Annotated in this window: 17 protein-coding genes; 7 read left to right on the top strand and 10 right to left on the bottom strand. The window is 61.7% G+C overall.

Going from position 1 to position 19,336, the window contains the following annotated elements; all coding sequences use genetic code 11:
- Positions 1 to 102: 102 nt before the first annotated feature.
- The 5 genes from paaE to paaA are packed head-to-tail and all read right to left on the bottom strand — an operon-like array spanning position 103 to position 3,820.
- On the bottom strand, positions 103 to 1,182 hold the full coding sequence (gene paaE / locus CBW50_RS00375) for a 1,2-phenylacetyl-CoA epoxidase subunit PaaE (RefSeq protein ID WP_086143667.1): 1,080 nt from the start codon (positions 1,180 to 1,182) through the stop codon (positions 103 to 105).
- A gap of 40 nt (positions 1,183 to 1,222) precedes the next feature.
- Positions 1,223 to 1,750, bottom strand: a complete 528-nt coding sequence (gene paaD, locus CBW50_RS00370; RefSeq protein ID WP_086143666.1) for a 1,2-phenylacetyl-CoA epoxidase subunit PaaD — start codon at positions 1,748 to 1,750, stop codon at positions 1,223 to 1,225.
- Positions 1,750 to 2,517, bottom strand: coding sequence for a 1,2-phenylacetyl-CoA epoxidase subunit PaaC (gene paaC, locus CBW50_RS00365; RefSeq protein ID WP_264296468.1), 768 nt, complete (start codon positions 2,515 to 2,517; stop codon positions 1,750 to 1,752). Before paaC ends, paaD begins: the two co-directional genes overlap by 1 nt.
- Complete coding sequence (paaB, locus tag CBW50_RS00360) at positions 2,517 to 2,801, bottom strand: 1,2-phenylacetyl-CoA epoxidase subunit PaaB (protein ID WP_070224239.1); 285 nt, start codon at positions 2,799 to 2,801, stop codon at positions 2,517 to 2,519. Before paaB ends, paaC begins: the two co-directional genes overlap by 1 nt.
- Positions 2,802 to 2,830: 29 nt before the next feature.
- The gene (gene paaA, locus CBW50_RS00355) at positions 2,831 to 3,820 is read right to left on the bottom strand and encodes a 1,2-phenylacetyl-CoA epoxidase subunit PaaA (protein WP_086143664.1); all 990 of its coding nucleotides are present in this window, start codon (positions 3,818 to 3,820) and stop codon (positions 2,831 to 2,833) included.
- A gap of 267 nt (positions 3,821 to 4,087) precedes the next feature.
- Here paaA and paaX point away from each other — a divergent pair, with 267 nt between their 5' ends.
- Positions 4,088 to 5,017: a phenylacetic acid degradation operon negative regulatory protein PaaX gene (gene paaX / locus CBW50_RS00350; protein ID WP_086143663.1), complete on the top strand. Its 930-nt coding sequence runs from the start codon at positions 4,088 to 4,090 to the stop codon at positions 5,015 to 5,017.
- Positions 5,018 to 5,252: 235 nt separating this feature from the next.
- On the opposite strand, the gene CBW50_RS00345 is transcribed toward paaX, so the two are convergent.
- On the bottom strand, positions 5,253 to 5,507 hold the full coding sequence (locus CBW50_RS00345) for a hypothetical protein (RefSeq protein WP_070224236.1): 255 nt from the start codon (positions 5,505 to 5,507) through the stop codon (positions 5,253 to 5,255).
- Between the two features lie 141 nt (positions 5,508 to 5,648).
- Between CBW50_RS00345 and CBW50_RS00340 the strand changes: the two genes are divergently transcribed.
- A complete protein-coding gene (locus CBW50_RS00340; RefSeq protein WP_086143662.1) occupies positions 5,649 to 6,773 on the top strand; it encodes a M14-type cytosolic carboxypeptidase in 1,125 nt (374 codons plus the stop codon).
- Between the two features lie 399 nt (positions 6,774 to 7,172).
- A complete protein-coding gene (locus CBW50_RS00335) occupies positions 7,173 to 8,882 on the top strand; it encodes a methyl-accepting chemotaxis protein (protein WP_086143661.1) in 1,710 nt (569 codons plus the stop codon).
- A 22-nt stretch (positions 8,883 to 8,904) separates the two neighbouring features.
- Here the strand turns inward: CBW50_RS00335 and CBW50_RS00330 are convergent, their stop codons facing one another.
- The gene (locus CBW50_RS00330; RefSeq protein ID WP_086143660.1) at positions 8,905 to 10,215 is read right to left on the bottom strand and encodes an aminotransferase class V-fold PLP-dependent enzyme; all 1,311 of its coding nucleotides are present in this window, start codon (positions 10,213 to 10,215) and stop codon (positions 8,905 to 8,907) included.
- A gap of 18 nt (positions 10,216 to 10,233) precedes the next feature.
- On the bottom strand, positions 10,234 to 12,642 hold the full coding sequence (locus tag CBW50_RS00325; protein WP_086143659.1) for a TonB-dependent siderophore receptor: 2,409 nt from the start codon (positions 12,640 to 12,642) through the stop codon (positions 10,234 to 10,236).
- A 454-nt stretch (positions 12,643 to 13,096) separates the two neighbouring features.
- Between CBW50_RS00325 and CBW50_RS00320 the strand changes: the two genes are divergently transcribed.
- Positions 13,097 to 14,095 (top strand): hypothetical protein, encoded by a 999-nt coding sequence (locus tag CBW50_RS00320; protein ID WP_139842363.1) that lies wholly within the window; start codon positions 13,097 to 13,099, stop codon positions 14,093 to 14,095.
- Positions 14,096 to 14,214: 119 nt separating this feature from the next.
- On the opposite strand, the gene pmbA is transcribed toward CBW50_RS00320, so the two are convergent.
- The gene (gene pmbA / locus CBW50_RS00315) at positions 14,215 to 15,567 is read right to left on the bottom strand and encodes a metalloprotease PmbA (RefSeq protein WP_086143657.1); all 1,353 of its coding nucleotides are present in this window, start codon (positions 15,565 to 15,567) and stop codon (positions 14,215 to 14,217) included.
- A 96-nt stretch (positions 15,568 to 15,663) separates the two neighbouring features.
- Between pmbA and yjgA the strand changes: the two genes are divergently transcribed.
- From yjgA to CBW50_RS00300, 3 genes are all read left to right on the top strand, one after another.
- Positions 15,664 to 16,263: a ribosome biogenesis factor YjgA gene (gene yjgA / locus CBW50_RS00310; protein WP_086143656.1), complete on the top strand. Its 600-nt coding sequence runs from the start codon at positions 15,664 to 15,666 to the stop codon at positions 16,261 to 16,263.
- Positions 16,264 to 16,369: 106 nt separating this feature from the next.
- Positions 16,370 to 17,002, top strand: a complete 633-nt coding sequence (gene mog / locus CBW50_RS00305; RefSeq protein WP_086143655.1) for a molybdopterin adenylyltransferase — start codon at positions 16,370 to 16,372, stop codon at positions 17,000 to 17,002.
- Positions 16,999 to 17,667, top strand: coding sequence for an alpha/beta hydrolase (locus CBW50_RS00300; RefSeq protein WP_086143654.1), 669 nt, complete (start codon positions 16,999 to 17,001; stop codon positions 17,665 to 17,667). Before mog ends, CBW50_RS00300 begins: the two co-directional genes overlap by 4 nt.
- Before the next feature lie 56 nt (positions 17,668 to 17,723).
- On the opposite strand, the gene CBW50_RS00295 is transcribed toward CBW50_RS00300, so the two are convergent.
- Entirely contained in the window at positions 17,724 to 19,271 is a 1,548-nt protein-coding gene (locus tag CBW50_RS00295) for a S1C family serine protease (protein WP_226935440.1), read from the bottom strand.
- Positions 19,272 to 19,336: the final 65 nt, after the last annotated feature.

The raw sequence follows: 19,336 nt of genomic DNA, 5'->3' as shown, positions 1-19,336 counted from the left end.
CTATTTTAGTTATTGGCCCGCAGCGGAAATCTGAGGTTAGACCCGACGGGGTAATTCGCCCCAATGGGGCGAATTACGATTCCGCAGGAACTGACCCCGGCTTTATTCTGCCTGATCGAAGTCGACGACGACCTTGTCGGTCAGCGGAAAACTCTGGCAGCTGAGGACGAAACCGCGCGCCACTTCATAGTCTTCCAGCGCGTAGTTGACGTCCATCTCGACCTTGCCGTCGAGGATCTTGCAGCGGCAGGTCGAGCATACGCCGCCCTTGCACGAGTAGCGCATGTCCAGCCCGGCGCGCAGGCCGGCGTCAAGGATGGATTCCTTGTCCTTGTCCATCGTGAAGGTAGTGTGGTTGCCATCCATGACGACGGTCACTTCCGTTTCCTTCACGGCATCCGCGGCCAGCTGGGCGCGCGGCTTGTGGGCGTTTTTCGGGATGCTGGCGGCGAACAGTTCGATCTTGATATTCTGCTTCGGCATGCCGGCCGCCTGCAGGGCGGCGGACACGCCCAGCATCATGTCTTCCGGGCCGCAGATGAAGGCGTTGTCGTAGTCTTCGACTTTGATCCAGTGCTGCAGGAACTGCTCGCATTTTTCCTGCGTGATGCGGCCGTTGAACAGTTCGATGTCCTGCTGCTCGCGGCTCATCACGTAGACGAGGTTCAGGCGCTCCAGGTACACATCCTTCAAATCCGTCAATTCTTCCTTGAAGATGACGGACGACGAGGCGCGGTTGCCGTAGAACAGGGTAAAACGGCTCAGCGGTTCCGTCAGCAGGGTCGTCTTGATGATGGAGAGTATGGGCGTGATGCCGCTGCCGGCCGCAAAGGCCAGGTAGTGCTTGCGGTTGAGGCAGTCGAGCGGCACGTTGAAGTGGCCCATGGGCGGCATCACCTCGATGGTGGCGCCGGCTTTCAGGGTGTCGTTGGCCCAGGTGGAAAAGGCGCCGCCTGGCGTGCGCTTGATGGCCACACGCAGGGTGCCGTCCTGCACTGCCGAACAGATGGAATACGAACGGCGCACGTCTTCCGCATTGATATGGGCGCGCAGGGTCAGGTGCTGGCCCTGCTGGAAGCGGAACTGCTGCTGCAATTCTTCCGGCACGTCGAACGTGACGGCGATGGTGTCGCGCGTTTCGTTACGCACGCTCGCTACGCACAGCGGATAAAATTTACTCATGCTTCATCTCCAGTTTCTTCGGAACGTGTGCCTGATTTTTTTAGTGGCACTTGAAGTAGTCAAACGGTTCGCGGCAAGCCAGGCATTTGTACAGGGCCTTGCACGGCGTGGAGCCGAACTGGCTGGTCAGCTGCGTATGCGTCGAGCCGCAGTTCGGGCAAATGACGTCCAGTTTCGGCATGGCCTGGCGCTTGACTCCACCACGCAAGCCGCTGATGTCGATCACCTGCTGCTGCGGCGGGGCGATGCCATAGCCTTGCAGCTTGGCCTTGCCCGCCTCGCTCATCCAGTCCGTGGTCCAGGCGGGCGCCAGCTGGTTCACCAGGGTCACCCTGGCCACGCCATGGCTGCGCAAGGCATCGGTGACGGCGTCGGCGATCACCTGCATGGCCGGACAGCCCGAATACGTGGGCGTGATCGTCACGATGCACGCATCGACATCCGTGACTTCGACGGCGCGCACGATGCCCAGGTCCACCACCGAAATGACGGGGATTTCCGGGTCGGGCACGTCGCCCAGCCAGGCCCATACCTGGGCCGCGTCCAGCGCTGCCACGGGCGGGTTCATTACCACTCCGCCCCGGGATAGGCGCGCTGCAGGAACTGCATCTCGGCCAGAATAAAACCCAGGTGCTCCGTGTGCGTGCCCTGCTTGCCGCCCTTTTGCATCCACGCGTCGGGCGCCGGCATGACAAGCGTCGCTTCGGCGAAGATCTCGGCCACGTGTTCGAGGAAGGCCCGGCGCAGCACGTCCGATGGCGGCGCGATGCCGGCGGCGACCATGGCCTGGTCGACGGCGTCGTACCTGAACATCTCGCCCGTGTACATCCACAGCTTGTCTGCGGCCGCCTGCGTTTTCGCGTGGCTGTCCGCCGTGCCGTCGCCGAGGCGCACGATGAGGTCGCCGCTGCGGCGCAGGTGATACGTCACTTCCTTGATCGACTTTTGCGCCACTTCGACGATGCGCGCATCCGTCGATTTCGTCAGTTCCAGCAGCTGGAAGTAGTGCCAGCTGTCGAAGAAGAACTGGCGCATCATGGTGTCGGCGTAATTGCCGTTCGGCTGCTCGACCAGCAGGCAATTCTTGAAGTCGTGGGCGTCGCGCAAGAAGGCGATGTCGTCCTCGTCGCGGCCCGCGTTTTCCAGTTCGGCCGCATAGCTGAACCACAAGCGCGTCTGGCCCAGCAAGTCCAGCGACACGTTGCTCAGCGCCATGTCCTCTTCCAGCGCGGGCCCCTTGCCGCACAGCTGCGACAGCTGCTGGCTGAGGATCAGGGCGTTGTCGCCCAGGCGCAGCAAGTAGTTAACCTTGTCATCCATTGCAGGCGCTCCCATCACAGGTTCTTGACTTCTTCCGGCATCGGGAAGAAGGTGGGGTGGCGGTACACCTTGCTGTTCGACGGTTCGAACAGGGCGCCCTTGTCGCCGGGGCTGCTGGCGACGATGTCGGCCGCGCGCACCACCCAGATGCTCACGCCTTCATTGCGGCGCGTGTAGACGTCGCGCGCATGGTTGACCGCCATGGCGGCGTCGGAGGCGTGCAGGCTGCCCACATGCTTGTGCGCCAGGCCGTGCTGGCTGCGGATGAAAACTTCCCACAATGGCCATTCTTTGCTCATGTTGCTATCCCCTCTAGTCGTATTTATATTCAGGCTACCGCTTTGTTAGCGGCTTGCTTGTCGGCGTAGGCAACCAGTGCATCGCGGAACCACTCACCATCCTCGTACGCTTTCACGCGCGTTTGCAGGCGTTCGCGGTTGCACGGGCCATTGCCCTTCAGGACATTGTTGAACTCGGACCAGTCGATTTCGCCGAATTCATAGTGGCCCGTTTCCGCATTGAACTTCAGGTCGGGATCGGGCACGGTCAGGCCCAGGTATTCGATTTGCGGCACGGTCTGGTCGACCATGCGCTGGCGCAATTCATCGTTCGAGAACAGCTTGATGCGCCATTGCGCCGACTGGGCGCTGTTGACGGAGGCGGCGTCCGACGGGCCGAACATCATCAAGGACGGCCACCACCAGCGGTTCAGCGCATCCTGCGCCATGGCTTTCTGTGCTGGCGTGCCCTTGCACAGCGACATCATGATGTCGTACCCCTGGCGCGCATGGAACGATTCTTCCTTGCAGACGCGGATCATGGCGCGCGCATACGGACCATACGAGCAGCGGCACAGGGGAATCTGGTTGATGATGGCCGAGCCGTCGACCAGCCAGCCGATGGCGCCCATGTCGGCCCACGACAGGGTGGGATAGTTAAAGATGCTGGAATACTTGGCTTTGCCCGAGTGCAACGCGGCCAGCAAGTCGTCGCGCGACACGCCCAGGGTTTCCGCGGCGCTGTACAGGTAGAGGCCGTGGCCCGCCTCGTCCTGGATCTTCGCCAGCAGGATCGATTTGCGTTTCAGGGTCGGCGCGCGCGTGACCCAGTTACCTTCAGGCAATTGGCCGACGATTTCCGAGTGCGCGTGCTGCGAAATCTGACGGATCAGGGTCTTGCGGTAGGCGTCCGGCATCCAGTCCTTGGCCTCGATCTTGATGCCTTCGTCGATGCGCGCCTGGAAAGCGCGCTCTTCCGATCCCATCTCGTCGATGGAACGGACGTTCTTGAGGCCGGTTTCAACCATTTGTGCGTACATGATGTGTCTCCCATGTCTTTGATTTTGCGCAGCAACGCGGTGCGATGAACAGATAATACGATACAAAAAACGATTTGCATACACTTGATGTGAGTCATTTTAAAAATTCGTATCTTGTGCAGCTTTTTTGTGCGTATGATATTGCTTATGAGAAAACACCCAGGGGACGCCACCAGCGTCCCGGCAAATTATTGCCGCGCTACCCGCGCAGCCAAGTAAACTGCTGCTTTTATTGAATCGACCGCAACACGGCCAGACCGGAACCACATGAAGAACACCCGCTGCACGGCATGGATAGCCGATTTCCTGGAAAGCGACCCACCGCGCTCGAAGTCCCTGGTGATGACCATCTTTGGCGACGCCATCGTGCCGCGCGGCGGCGCCATCTGGCTGGGCAGCCTGATCGAACTGCTGGCGCCGTTCGGCGTCAATGACCGGCTATTGCGCACCAGCGTGTTCCGCCTGGCACAGGAAGGCTGGCTCAGCTCGCAACGCGACGGCCGCCGCAGCGCCTATGCAATACGCCCGGAGGCGCTGGCCCGCTTCGAACGCGCCTACCGCCGCATCTATGCGCCGCTGGTGGTGCACTGGGACGGCAGCTGGACCCTGGTGATCGGTCCGGCCGGCAGCATCGGCGCGGCCGAACGGGGCGCACTGCGCAAGGAATTATTGTGGGCCGGCTATGGCTTGATCTCGCCCGGCATCTTTGGCCATCCGGCCAGCAATACGGAGGCGCTGGAAGATATCCTCGTGCGCAACGAGGTGCAGGGCAAGCTGTATGTCTGCCACACAACAGAGTTGCCCGGTGTCAGCACGCGTCCCCTGCGCGACATGGTGGGCGACTGCTGGGACTTGTCGGAAGTGATGGCCGGCTATGCAAAATTCATCGCCAGCTTCCAGCCCCTGCTGACCTTGCTCCAACAGGAACCCGTATTTGACGCGGAACAAGCGTTCGTCATCCGTTCGCTGCTGACGCACGCCTACCGCCGCGTGCAGTTGCACGACCCGCAACTGCCCGTCGAACTGCTGCCCGAACCATGGCCCGGCACGCAGGCCTATGCACTGGCGCGCGCCCTGTACCGCATCACGTATGCGGCCGCGGAAGAACATATCCTGGCCACCCTGCGGCGCGAGGATGAACAGGCACCGGACGTGGAGCCGTGGTTTTTTGAACGTTTTGGCGGACTGAACACCTGATTAAACGTCCATGGCGGCGTTGCAGGGCCTGGGCGTACGTTCGTACTGCCTGCGGCCCTGCGCCTTGCCCTGGCTATTTTTCACGTGTTCAGGAATAAGAACACCTATCAAAACCTACTGCGCGTCGGTATTTGCGGCCTGCGATGCTCACTGTACCTTCGTACAGTTGCGCTTCTCAACCACAACTCCCTTCCGCTCGCTACGGTTTTACTAGGTGTTGCAAGTCACCGCCTGCTCACTGTTTTGCCACCACCTGCTTGGCCCCCGCCAGCAAATCCTGCCCCAGCTTTTCCAGCGCATTGGCCTGCACCAGCATGGTGTCGAGGATGGCGACGTTGAAGGTGAACTCGGCCGGCGTGGTGTAGCCGGGGAAACGTATAATACGCAGCAATTCCTGCAAGGTCGTGCCCTTGCCCAGGTGCGCCAGTGCGTCGCTGAGGGCGCTGATTTTCTTTTCCAGTTCGCGTATGTGGTTGCTATGGTCGTCCATGATGCTCTCCCCGTGTCCGAGCTTCCACGTTAGCAAAGCATGTCCCGCCTCGTTTGCGCCAGCACAAAGGCGTGGCTAAAACGGGTATCATCGCGCCATTGCACACGATGCAAAACCCATACGTTTTTATCAGGAACACTCATGACCATTAAAATCAGCCAGCAATTCGACGCCGGCGCGATCGAGGTGCTGCGCGCCGACGATGCCCAGTCCATCGAGCTGAACATCCGCAAGGATTCCCACGCCGACATCACGCAGTGGTTTTACTTCCGCCTGCAAGGCGCGCAAGGCGAGGCGTGCACGATCCGCTTCATGAATGCCGGCAAGTCGGCCTACCCGGACGGCTGGAAAGATTACCAGGCCGTGGCCAGCTACGACCGCGAAACCTGGTTCCGCGTGCCGACCAGCTTTGACGGCACGGTGATGACCATAGCACACACCCCCGAGGAAGAAAGCGTCTACTACGCCTATTTCGAACCGTACCCATGGGACCGCCACCTGGCCCTGATCGACAGCGCGCAAGCGTCGCCGCTGGTGCGCCTGATCGACCTGGGCAGCACGGTAGAAGGCCGCGACATGAATCTGCTGGTCGTCGGCGACGCCGATGCCGAGAAAAAAGTCTGGGTCATCGCGCGCCAGCATCCCGGTGAAACGATGGCCGAGTGGTTTGTCGAAGGCATGCTCGAAGCGCTGCTGGACCAGGCCAATCCGTTTGCCCGCCAGTGCCTGCAGGACGCCGTCTTCTACGTGGTGCCGAACATGAACCCGGACGGTTCCGTGCACGGCAACCTGCGCACCAACGCGGCCGGCGCCAACCTGAACCGCGAATGGATGACGCCGACCATGGAGCGCAGCCCGGAAGTATTCCTGGTGAAACAGAAAATGCATGAAATCGGCTGCGACCTGTTCCTCGACGTGCATGGCGACGAAGGCTTGCCCTACGTCTTCGTGGCCGGCAGCGATGCGCTGGAAACCTTCACTGCTGAACAAAAGGCGGAGCAGGAACGCTTCATCGCCGACTTCAAGGTGGCCAGCCCCGACTTCCAGGATGAGCACGGCTATGAAGACGGCCCGTTCACGCCGGAAGTGCTGACCATGGGCTCGCCCCACATCACCCATGCCTTCGGCTGCCTGTCGCTGACCCTGGAACTGCCGTTCAAGGACAATGCCAACGATCCCGACCCGCAAACGGGCTGGAGCGGCGCCCGCAGCGCCGCCCTGGGCGCGGCCGTGCTGCAGCCTATCCTGTCCACCTTGCGCGCCTGAGTACCTGGGCCGACACGGCCTGCCTGATCCCATGCCCCGCACGCCGGGGCATTTTTTATGCCTGCACGGCAAGCGTTGTTGAAGCAGCGCTTTTTTTCGCGAACATCTTGCCCGCCAGAAATTATCGTCCTACACTTGACGACAGATTCGGGCCGCGCCACGCTGCGCTGCCCCGCAAGAATACACCGCCGGGCCAGTCGCCACGACTTTCCGGCCAAAGGAAATACGCATCCATGGCCTCGGCCATGGCATCACGGCCCTATCCCTGCCGCGCCAGCTCTCTGTAACGCAAACTGACCGCATCAGCACCGTCATCGACGCCGCCTGCCCGCATGGCCGGCCAAGGCCGGGACGGCGCCGAGCGCACGCTTTCCGCTTTTCGCCCAGGATGGATGACCTATGTCTAAGCTCAAAATCAGTACGCGCCTGGCCTGCAGTTTCGGGCTGATCATTGCCTTGCTTGCCATTGTGGCATTTGTTTCCGTAAGCCGCATTCGCAACATCAACGCATCGACGGAAAAAATCCTCAATGACCGCTATGTCAAGGTCATGCTGTCCAATACGATCCAGTCCGAAATCAATATCCAGGCCCGTCTGCTGAGCAACGCCATCATCGGCGCCAACGATGCAGACGAAGTCAGTAGCGCCATAGGAAAACTGGAGGCGTCGCGGAAAAAGAACGTGGAATTGCTGGCGCGCCTGAAAACCCTGGTCAACACGCCCAAGGGCCAGGAACTGTTCCAGGCCGTGATGAACAGCCGCGAAACGTACAGCAAGACGCGCGATGCGAACATCAAACTGTTGCAAGAAGGAAAATCAGAGACGGCGGGCATCTTCCTGCTGACACAGCTGCGCTATCCGCAAGAAAAATTCCTGACAGCACTGGCAGCCATGGCCAGCTTCCAGGAAGGGCTGATGGCCGCCGAAGGCAAGCAGGCGCTCGCCGACGGGCGCATGGCCATCATCCTGACCCTGTCCCTGTCCATTGCCGCGACGTTCATCGCCATTGCCCTGGCCATCCTGATCAGCCGCTCCATCAGCCGCCCCCTGGCCGAAGCCGTCAAAGTGGCGCAGCGCGTGGCCTCGGGCGACCTGTCGGGCAGCATCGACGCGCGCGGCAGCGATGAAACCGGCTTGCTGCTGCAGGCCCTGAAGGCCATGAACGACAATTTGCAAGGCATCGTGGCCCGCGTGCGGCACGGCACGGACGCCATCGCGCACGGCTCGCGCGAAATCGCCTCCGGCAATATGGACCTGTCCTCGCGCACGGAGCAGCAAGCCAGTTCGCTTGAGGAAACGGCCTCGTCGATGGAAGAACTGACGTCGACCGTCAAGCAGAATGGCGAAAACGCGCGCCAGGCCAATCAAATGGCCCAATCGGCCTCCAGCGTGGCCAGCAAGGGCGGCCAGGTGGTGGCGGAAGTGATCTCGACCATGGATTCCATCAATGCCTCGTCGAAGAAAATCGTCGACATTATCAGCGTCATCGACGGCATCGCCTTCCAGACCAACATCCTGGCCCTGAATGCGGCCGTGGAAGCGGCCAGGGCCGGCGAGCAGGGCCGCGGCTTTGCCGTCGTCGCCACGGAAGTGCGCAACCTGGCGCACCGCTCCGCCGCGGCCGCCAAGGAAATCAAGATCCTCATCGACGATTCCGTGCAGCAGGTCGGTCTCGGCAGCACCCTCGTGCATCAGGCGGGCAGCACCATGGAAGAGATCGTCAGCAGCGTGCGCCGCGTTACGGACATCATGGCCGAGATCACCTCCGCCAGCAACGAACAGGAAGCGGGCATCGAGCAGATCAACCAGGCCATCACGGAAATGGATGCCGTAACGCAACAAAATGCCGCCCTCGTGGAAGAAGCGGCGGCCGCCTCCGAAGCCCTGCAGGGCCAGGCAGGCAGCCTGGCCGAAGCCGTCAGCGTCTTCAAGCTCGACGGCACGCAGGCGCTGCCAGCGGCGCAGGTGCAGGCCATCCGCGCCCCGGCACGCGCGCCAGCCAAGCCTGCCGCCGTACCGCGCGTCACGGCCACCGCCGCACCCGCCAGGAATGCAGACAAGGCGGGCGCCCTGGCCGTGGCCGCCGACGCCGAATGGGAACAATACTGAAGCAGCGCTTGCAGAGCCAGCCTCAGCCCTTGGCCACCTTGCGCAAAGCATCGACCAGCTGGTCCAGGTGCGCCTCTGGCGTAAAGATGCCCGGCGTCACGCGCAGGCAGGCGCCCGACGCCAGGCCATCGCGCGGCACGGCAAAGATGCCGTGCTCCTGCACCAACTTTTTTGACAAGGCAAAGTTGTCAGCCGCGCTCGTCTTGCCTTTCAGGCGGAACGAGGCGATGGCGCTCGTCAAGCGCGGATCGGCCGACGCCAGCACCTCGATGCCTTCGATGCCGCGTGCCGCTTCCACCCAGCGGTTGCGCAGCAGCCGCAGCCGCGCCTGCTTGTTGGCCACGCCTATGTGCGCATGCAAGTCCAGCGCCGTCGGCAAGCTCAGGTAGGCGGCGAAATTCACCGTGCCCGTATGCACGCGCGTGCGGATATCGTCCCCCGCAGCGTCTCCCATGTAAGGGTCGATATCGGCCACCCGGCCCCGCTTGATGTAGGCGGCGCCCACGCCCACGGGCGCGCCTATCCATTTATGCAGGTTGATGCCGGCAAAGTCCGCCTGCAAATCGGGGATGGTCATGTCCAGCTGGCCAAAACCATGCGCTGTATCAACAATCACGTCGATACCCCGTTCGCGCGCCAGGCGGCTGATCTCGGCCACGGGCAAGACCATGCCGTTGCGGTGATTCACATGCGTGAGCAGCATCAGTTTCAGCTTCGGCTGGCGTTCCATGGCGGCAACATAGGCGGCCACCACATTGTCATGCGTAAACGGTTCCGGGATGGCAATGGAGACCACCCGGGCGCCGCGCCGCTGCTCCAGCCAGCGCGTGACGGTGATCATATTGTCGTAATCGATATCCGCATACAGCACCGTGTCGCCCGGCCGCAGGCGGTTGTAGCCGGCGATCAATATTTGCAGCGCTTCCGTGGCGCCCCGCGTGAGGACGATTTCATCGACGCCCACGCCCAGCGCCTTGGCGGCCGCCGCGCGGGCCGCCTCGAAATCCGCGGGAAAGCGCATGCGCGCATACCAGGCGTTGTCGCGGTTGACCATGTTCAATTGTTGCTCGTAATGGGCCAGCACGGGCCTGGCCATGGAACCCCAGAAGGCGTTGTCCAGTTGTACCACCGCATCGGTCGTATCGTATTGCGCGGCGACCGCTTTCCAGTACGCCTGGTCGGTGGCCAGCATCTCCGGCGTAGTGCCGGCCGCAACTTTGGGCAAGGCTGGCAGGGCGGCGGCCGGCGGCGCGGCAGCCGCGCCGCCGGCGGCAAACGGCAGGGCCGCCGCCAGCGGACCGGCGCACAGCAGCGCGCGGCGTTGAGGATTCATTTTCAAAAAAGTTCCCCCTTAGAATTTAATTTTGTATTCTACATACAGATTGCGGCCATCCGTGTCGTATGGCGCATTGCGCGAATAAATCAAACCGCGGCTGGCCTGGAACGTCGCTTCATCGGGATAGCTATCGAGCACATTGTCGACGCCCACACGCACGGATTGCTTGTCGTCAATCTTGTAGCTGGCCGCCAGGTCGAGAAACTGCATGGCGCCGAAGCGCTGGAAGATATCGCCCGTGGCATTGCCCGAATTGTCCGTCCATGCCCCGTAGTAGCGCACGCGGGCCAGCGCATTCCAGCGGCCGGTATCGTAAATTGCGCTGAGGGTGGCCTTCTGGCGCGGCAGGCGCTCTTCGAAGACCTGGCGCTGGGCCGGATTGGTCACCAGGCTGGACTTGCCGCCATCGACCTTCGTCGTGTTGTAGTTGTAGGCCAGGGTGAGGTTCAGCTTGCCGTCGCCGTCGCCGACGCGGCTCAGGTGGCTGCCGACGATATCGATGCCGCGCGTGGTGGTGTCGAAGTCGTTCGTGAAATAGCTGACGGAGGTGTAGCGCAGCGGATTGGCCACGCCGGCCGGCACGGCAAACGCAGCGGAGGTGCTGAAGCGGTCGCTGACCTTGATGTCGTACACGTCGACGGAACCGGAAAAACCGGCCGGCGTCTTCCACGTCAAGCCCAGCGACAGGTTTTTCGATTTTTCCGGCTTCAGCGCCTGCGCGCCGAGCAGGATGGCCAGCGGATCGCTGTTGGCCAGGCGGCCGCTGGTAAACAGCAGCAAGGTCTTGGTGTCGAGGCCCTGATTCGTGCTGTTGGTGTTCGACTGGCCCGGCGTTGGCGCACGGAAACCCGTCGAATACGAGCCGCGCAGGGCCAGGCTCTCGCTCAGGGCATAGCGGGCCGACAACTTGCCGTTGACGGTGCTGCCGAACTCCGAGAAATGTTCATAACGGGCCGCCCCGCCCAGGCGCAACGCCTTCGTCACGGGCACTTCCACGTCCAGGTAAGCCGCATAGCTGTCCTGGCCCCAGCTGCCCGCCTGGCGATCGCTGAAGCCGGGCGCGCCGTTGGCGTTCGCGTCCAGGCCGATGGCCGCGCCCTGCCCCACCGTCCAGGAGGCCGCATCGCCCGCCTTCACGCCATACGTTTCATTGCGCGCTTCCGCGCCAAAGGCGATATTGACCGGCTGCGGCAGCGACGCCACGGGCAATTCATAGTTGAAGTTGGCGTTGAGAATCTTTTCCGCCTGCGACAACTGTCCCAGGTAGAACGCCGTCGGGCTGGCCGGCCCCATGGAGGCGTTGATGGAATTGGCCAGGTGGTAATCGATGCGGCTGCGGCCGTAGGAAGCGCTTACGTCCCAGCCGAAGCGGTCGCTGAAGCGGCCGCGCAGGCCTGCCACCACTTGCAGGTCGTCCTGCTCGTTCGAATAGCTGGGGCTGAAACCGAGCGGATACAGGCTGCGCAAGTCCCAGCCGGGGAACAGGCTGCTGGTTTTATACGCACCCGTGCTGGTGTCGGGATTTCTCCAATTAAAATCCGAGCTGCCGTCGCTGCGGCTGAACAGGCCGAAACCGTACAGTTCCAGCGTGTCGGACAGGGCCATGCCGGCATTGAAGCCGAGGCGTTTGCTGTCGAGTTCAGGCTGGCCCCAGCGCTGCACGGGATTGGGCACCTTCAGTGCCGGATGGGCGTTCTGGAAGGCGATGGCGTCGGCCCGCTGGCGCGTGCGCGACGTGGGGTCGGACTTGGCCAGCGCGCCGAAAATCGTCGCCTTGCCTGTCTCGCCAAACGCAAAGCCCGTCTTCAGATTGAGTTCGTTACCCTTGCCGTCGCCTTCCGAATATTGCGAATGGTGCAAGGAAAGCTCCGTGCCGACCGTGTCGTCGAGGATGATGTTGATCACGCCGGCAATCGCGTCGGAACCGTACTGGGCCGAAGCGCCGTCGCGCAGCACTTCGATGCGCTTGATGGCGGATACGGGAATCTGCGCCAGGTCGGGCGCCTGCGCGCCGCGCGCGCCCAGCAAGGCGCTGCGGTGGAAGCGCTTGCCATTGATCAATACCAAAGTCTGGTCCGGCGACAGGCCGCGCAGGGTGGCCGGGCGCACGAAGACTTGCCCATCGGCCATTGGCAGGCGCTGCACCACGTACGAGGGCACGAGTTGCGCCAGCACATCGTTCAAGTCCGACGACTCGACGGCGCCGATATCCTCGCGGTTGAACACATCGACGGGCGCCATGGTGTCGAACTGGGTGCGGTTGCTGCCGCGCGTGCCGGTGACAATCACGGCTTGCGGTACATCAAGGGAGTCGCTGGCGGACACCGGGACAGCGGACGCGGCTTGCGCCTGGCCGGCAAACACGGCGTGCATGGCGCACAACAGGGCCGCAGCGCGGGCGATGCGGGTACGGGAACAGGTCATGGGAAAGTCTCTATGCAGTGATCGATCAAACAACGACGTGCTGCTGCAAGACTCGCATCTTGCATGAAATATCACGAAGTTCGGCCTACTTACATTAAAAACATCTAAATCACGCAAATAACGTCAGATGGCGCCATCATACGAAGCGATTGTTTCCGCCGTATGACGTGCTGATCACTGCCTGAAAAACGCCGCACATGCCCTCCACTGCGGCTCCGGCGCGAGGATGCAGCGGAAGTGCGCACCGTTTGCTCGCCGTTGCAGCCATGCAGCCGGCATGTCTTCACTCTCCAGACAACCATGTTTTCATTCCTGCGCATCGAGCAATTGGCGCCGCATTGAGAGAGGAAAGTAAGAGTGCGGTGAGACAATTCGATAGATTTCCTACAATCAACACTCCCTATAATGCGGCGGCGTAACGACACGCATTCTTGTCGCTAGATTAGGTTTAAAGATGAAGAAACACACCATATTGTGCGCTCTCGTCAGCTTGCTCGCCGCATGCGGCGGCGGCGGTGGCGACGGTGGCAGCGGCGGGAATGGCGGCAGTCCGGATCTCAAACCGGTGGTTCCACCGGCACCGGTGCTGACATCCATCAATGCCGCAGATGCATTAAAGAAATTCCTGGGCAGCGACCTGACCATTTCGAATCTGGCATCCAATGATGGCAGTCTTGGCACCGCGACGCTCATCATCAGCCAGGAGTTGGGACAGCCAGCCCCATTCGTTACCAATGGCGTGTCGCAACAAGCGGCATCCGTCAAAGTCATTTCACTGCTGCGTAGCAATGCCAGCGGCAAGCTGCAATACCGCAATACCTGGAAACTGCATCTGGACGCGAATATGCAGCCTATCGGCATGGCCATCGGCTACGCCGATGCCGGCTACAAGGCATGCATGTCCGTCACGGGCCGCAATGAGTTGCCCACGCTCAGCAATGCATCCGGGACGTATTTTTCGGGAATTCAAACGTCCACGTATACCGAAGGTTTCAAGGCAGGGAAATACGCGAATTACTGCGATCCTAGCGGCACGGCGACCGCCGACGCGGAATGGTCAGTCGCCGCAGGTTCGCCAAATCCCTATTTCTGCCTGACGATGCCTGGCAGTTTGTCCACGGCCAGGACGAGAATGTGCATTCCAGTCGATGCGGCGGGTACGCAGAATCATTCCGCGTGGGTTAGACTCATCAACCCCGATGGCAGTGTCGCGATCGATTACAAGAACACGGCCTTGAACAAACCGATCGAACAGCTGGGTACCGTCATCGATGCCAACAACTATTGGTATGGCGCAGTATGGCGTCCGCTGGACGGCTATATTTACCAGCGCTACCAGGATACCAAATTTGCATCACAGCAAGCATGCAGGGATCAGACGGCGATTAACTGGAAAGCGACCTGGGATGCTGCGAATATTTCGTGGACCTGCGTCAACGTCAAAACACTGTAAGAAGTTAACGCAGCACTTCCCCTGGCACCGTTACCGGTGACAGGGGCGGTATCGAGTCACCATGGCCGCGTCACTTGAAGCCGCTTGTCGCTGGCAAATGTGCTGCGCACAGGCAGGCCTCAGCCGCCGGCCACCACCATGCGCTCGATGAGGATGGAACCGGTCTGCTTGGTGCCCCGGCGCAGCACGTCGGCGCCCACGGCAACGATGTTGCGCAGCATATCCTTCATGTTGCCGGCGATGGTGATTTCCTCCACCGGATACTGGATCACGCCATTTTCCACCCAGAAACCTGACGCGCCGCGCGAATAATCGCCCGTCACGTAATTGGTGCCCTGCCCCATCAGTTCCGTCACCAGCAAGCCCGTGCCCAGCTTTTTCAGCATGGCAACAAAATCGTCGGTGGCCGCCGTCTGGCTGGACGTCAGGTACAAATTGTGCGAGCCGCCCGCGTTGCCCGTCGTCTGCATGCCCAGTTTGCGGGCGGTATAGGTCGACAGGAAGTAACCTTGCACCACGCCATCCTTGACGACGTCGCGGCTGACGGTTTTCACGCCCTCCTCGTCGAACGGCGCGGAACCGACGCCGCCGATCACGTGCGGGTCTTCGAAGATCTGTACGTGCGACGGCAGCACTTGCGTGCCGAGCGAGTCCAGCAGGAAAGTGGATTGGCGGTACAGGGCGCCGCCCGAGGTCGCCTGCACGTAGGTCCCCAGCAAGCCGGCCGCCAGCGGCGCCTCGAACAGCACGGGACAAGTGCGCGTGCCCAGCTTGCGCGCGTTCAGGCGCGACAGGGCGCGCTCGGCGGCATAGCGGCCGATGGCTTCCGGACTCGACATTTTTGAGGCGTCGCGCACGGAGGAATACCAGTCGTCGCGCTGCATCTTGGCGCCCTTGCCGGCGATGGGCGCCACCGACAGGGTGTGGCGGGAAAAMGGGTAGCCGCCGATGAAACCGCGCGAATTGGCGGAAACAAAGTGCGATTGCTGCACGTGCACGCTGGCGCCCTCGCTGTTCGTAATGCGCGGGTCGACGGCGAAGGCGGCCGCTTCGGCCCGCTGGGCCAGTGCGACGGCTTCCTCGGCGGAAATCAGCCAGGGATAGAACAGTTGCAAGTCGCGGGGCGCCATTTCCAGCATGTCCGCGTCGGCCAGGCCCGCGCAATCGTCCTCGGCCGTAAAGCGGGCGATGTTGTAGGCCGCGTCCACCGTGGCGCGCAGGGCGGCAGGGGAAAAGTCGGACGTGCTGGCGTTGCCGCGTTTCTTGCCGACAAACACGGTCACGCCCATGCCCTTGTCCTTGTTTTGCTCGATCGTCTCGATCTTGCCTTTTCGTACAGAAACGGAAAGCCCGCCGCCTTCGCTGACTTCGACGGCGGCGTCCGTGCCGCCGGCGTCCCGCGCAAAAGACAACACATCACGGGCTAGTTGCTGCAATTGCTCTTGGCTATGGGTAAATACGGAGTCGTTCATGCGCTGTTTTCTTCGGAAAGCCGCTAAAAAGGTTATCATAGCAGTCGTTTACAGTTTACAGGAGCGGTCCACAAGTCCTCTCCCGCCTTATATATCATGCCAAATCCAAACCGGGGAGCTTGCGGCTTCCAATCCTCCGAATTCGAACAGGAATATGAACGTCCGTCGAAATCGGAACTCAAGCGCCAGATGACCGTCCTGCAAAAGCTGGGCGAAGAACTCGTCAATGAAGCACGCGACCGCGTCAAGCGCGTCCCGATGCCGGAAGACGTGCGCGACGCCATCCTCGAATGCCAGCTGATCAAGGATCACGAAGGCCGCCGCCGCCAGCTGCAATACGTGGGCAAGAAAATGCGCACCCTGGACGAGGAAGAAGTGGCCGCCATTCAACGCACCATCGATAGCTGGAAAGGCTTGTCGAAAGCCGACACGGCCGCCATGCACGCGATGGAACGCCGCCGCGACAAACTGTTGACGGATGACAAAGCCCTGACCGTCTTGCTGTCGGAAAACCCGGAACTGGACGTGCAGCACCTGCGCACCCTGATCCGCAATGCCCGCAAGGAACAAGCCGAGAACAAGCCGCCAAAAGCCTACCGCGAAATTTTCCAGATCCTGAAACAGATCGCCAAGAAGCAAAACGGCGGCAAGGATGATGCGGATGAAGATGGCGTCGAGCCAGAAGCAGACGAATAAGCAACTGGGGGGCAGACCCGGCGGGTCTGACCCCGAAATGAGCTAAAAACCGGGATAATCCCGGTTTTATTGTTTTTACGACACTCCAGACTTTTATAGGCGACCGATGTCCACCACTCTCGAAGACGAATTGATTATCGGCCTCGTGTCGATCTCCGACCGCGCCAGCGGCGGCGTGTATGAAGACCTGGGCGTCCCGGCCCTGGAGAGCTGGCTGTCCGCCGCCATCCGCACGCCGTTCCGCCTGGAAAAACGTTTGATCCCCGACGAGCGCTCGCAAATTGAACACACCCTGATCGACATGGTCGACCTGAACCACTGCCATCTGATCCTGACGACGGGCGGCACGGGCCCGGCGCGGCGCGACGTGACGCCGGACGCCACGCTCAGCGTAGGGACCAAGGAAATGCCCGGTTTCGGCGAACAGATGCGCCAGATCAGCCTGCAATTCGTGCCGACGGCGATCCTGTCGCGCCAGGTGGCCGTGATCCGCGAAACGCCCGAGCGCGCTTGCCTGATCATGAACCTGCCGGGCCAGCCCAAAGCCATCAAGGAAACCCTGGAAGGCTTGAAGGATGTTGATGGGAATCAATTGGTAAACGGCATCTTTGCCGCCGTTCCCTATTGTATCGACCTCATCGGTGGTCCCTACATGGAAACCGACCCGGCCATCTGCAAGGCCTTCCGTCCCAAATCGGCGCTGCGTCCGGCGCAACCACTACCAGAGGAAAATACATGAGCACCTTGCTGGAAACCATAGAACTCGACAGCGCACCGAATCCCGCCGTCTCCATCATCTGGATGCACGGCCTGGGCGCCGACGGCAACGACTTCGTGCCCTTGGTCAAAGAGCTCGATTTGCGCGGCTGTCCCGCCATCCGCTTCATTTTCCCCAGCGCCGGCACCATGCCCGTCACCATCAACAACGGCTATGTGATGCGTGCCTGGTACGACATCCTCGTGAGCGACCTCGTGCGCCGCGAAGACGAGAGCGGCCTGCGCGCCTCGCAAGTACAGATCGAGGCGCTGATCGCGCGCGAAAAGGCGCGCGGCATTCCCGCCAGCCGCATCATCCTGGCCGGCTTTTCGCAAGGCTGCGCCATGACCCTGCAGACGGGCTTGCGCCACGCGGAACCGCTGGCCGGCCTGATGTGCCTGTCCGGCTACCTGCCGCTGGCCGACAAGACGGCGCTTGAACGCACGCCGGCGAGCCTGCAGACGCCGATCTTCATGGCGCACGGCACGGCCGACCCCGTGGTGCACATCGCCCGCGCGCAGCAGTCGCGCGACTTGCTCACCGGCATGGGCTACAAGGTGGAATGGCACGAATACATGATGCAGCACTCGCTGTGCCAGGAAGAGATCGACGCCATCGGCGCGTGGCTAAAAAAAGTACTGGCCTAACATAAAACAGGCGCGGCTTGCGCCACGCCTGTCCTCCTACGAAACGCCGGGAACGATCAGTTCGCCGGCGTTTTTTCGTTCCAGATTTTCAGCATGTCGGCCGACGCTTCCGAGCGGATACCGTTGTCCGTCAGCACCGATTCCGTGGCCGCCAGCATGTCCTTGCGGGGCACGACGACCATTTCGGCGTCGCGCTGCTGGAAGCGGAAGGTCAGCAACTCATCCGTCTGGTCACGCAGCAGGGCCACCAGGTGCGCCAGGCTGCGCACGCGCACGCCATTGACGGAATCGACGACCGAGAAGAAACGGGTGCTGTAGCCATTCATCAGCTTGTGCGGGAAGAACGGCGCGGCGATCACCACCAGTTCCTCGCGCTCGGCATCGGGCGCGTCGCCGCGGCGCGTCATCAGCGGATTGCCTGCAAAACTCATGCCCGTCAACACGCCCGCATTGCCATTCGGACCGGCCATGAATTCCGTGGTGGCGCGCGAAAACACCATGGGGCCGAAGATGAAATACGAAGGATAGTTGCCCTGCAGGCTAGGAATGAGCATCGGGTGCGCCGCCGAGACGGGCACCTTGATTTTCAGGGGCGCGCCCTGGCGCACCACGCTCAAAGGCAACTGGCCGTCTTTCGCCAGCTGCTGCACGCGGTACTGGAAGCGCACGCGGCTGTTGGCATTCAGCTTGACCATGCCCTGGTTATCGATAGGAAATTCACCGATCTGCGTGATGACATCCCACTCCTTGAGCGGATAGGCGGCGTCCTTGCTGGCAGGCGTCATCACGACGGCGCCCTCGACGCCCTTGGCCAGCTTCAGGTAGCTGCGCAGCGCCGGATTTTCCAGCGTTTGCGTTACATCAAGCAAGGCCGGCTTGCCCTTGGGCACGCCGCTTTCCTGGTCGCGCAGGAACAGCTCGATTTCCTCGTTGGGAATGATGTAGCCGATGTTTTGCGCATTGAGCATGCCGGCAAAGGCCAGGCCGATCATCTTGTCGCCGGCGATCACGGGACCGCCGCTGTTGCCCGGGTTGATGGCCGCGTCGATCTGGATGCGCAGGCCGGAGACGGGGAAGTTGTAGCGCACGAATTCGATGCGCGATACGATGCCCTTGGTGATCGACAGCGAGGTGCCGCCCGTCGGATAGCCATAGGCCAGCACGGCATCGCGCACGTCCGGCAAGACATTGGCGCGCGGCACCGGCTTGTGGCTGGCGAAAAAGCCGTCATCGTCGATCTTCAGCAAGGCCAGGTCCATGCCCCGCGAAATGGCCAGCACCGTGGCCGGTATCTTGTCGCCCGCACCATTCGCCTGGATCTGCACCTGGCTCGCATAGCCGACCACATGCGCGTTGGTAAGGATGCGCCGGCCCTCGATGACGACGCCGGAGCCCGTCACCTCCTGCGGCTGGGCCTTGCTCCAGGGTTTATAGGGGTCCGGCCCGCGCAGGGTGGAAAACACTTTGACGACGGAATTTTCCAGCGCGGAAGCGCTGGCGGTCGTCTCGGCGGCCAGCGCCCGCAGCGTCGTCAAGGGGGAAAAAGAAAGGGCCAGCGCCAGCAAGGCGCGGCCCATCAGGGTGAAGCACGGACGAGTTTTCATTGAGCAATTTAGCAATGGAAGGGAAGCAAAATTATATATTGAATAATTGCAACTTCATTACACTT

Origin of the sequence: Janthinobacterium sp. GW458P, assembly GCF_002127585.1 — a bacterium.
Classification (GTDB): Bacteria; Pseudomonadota; Gammaproteobacteria; order Burkholderiales; family Burkholderiaceae_D; genus Janthinobacterium.
The sequence above is the reverse complement of the archived record's forward strand: the minus strand, read 5'-3'. Positions and strand labels throughout refer to the sequence as shown.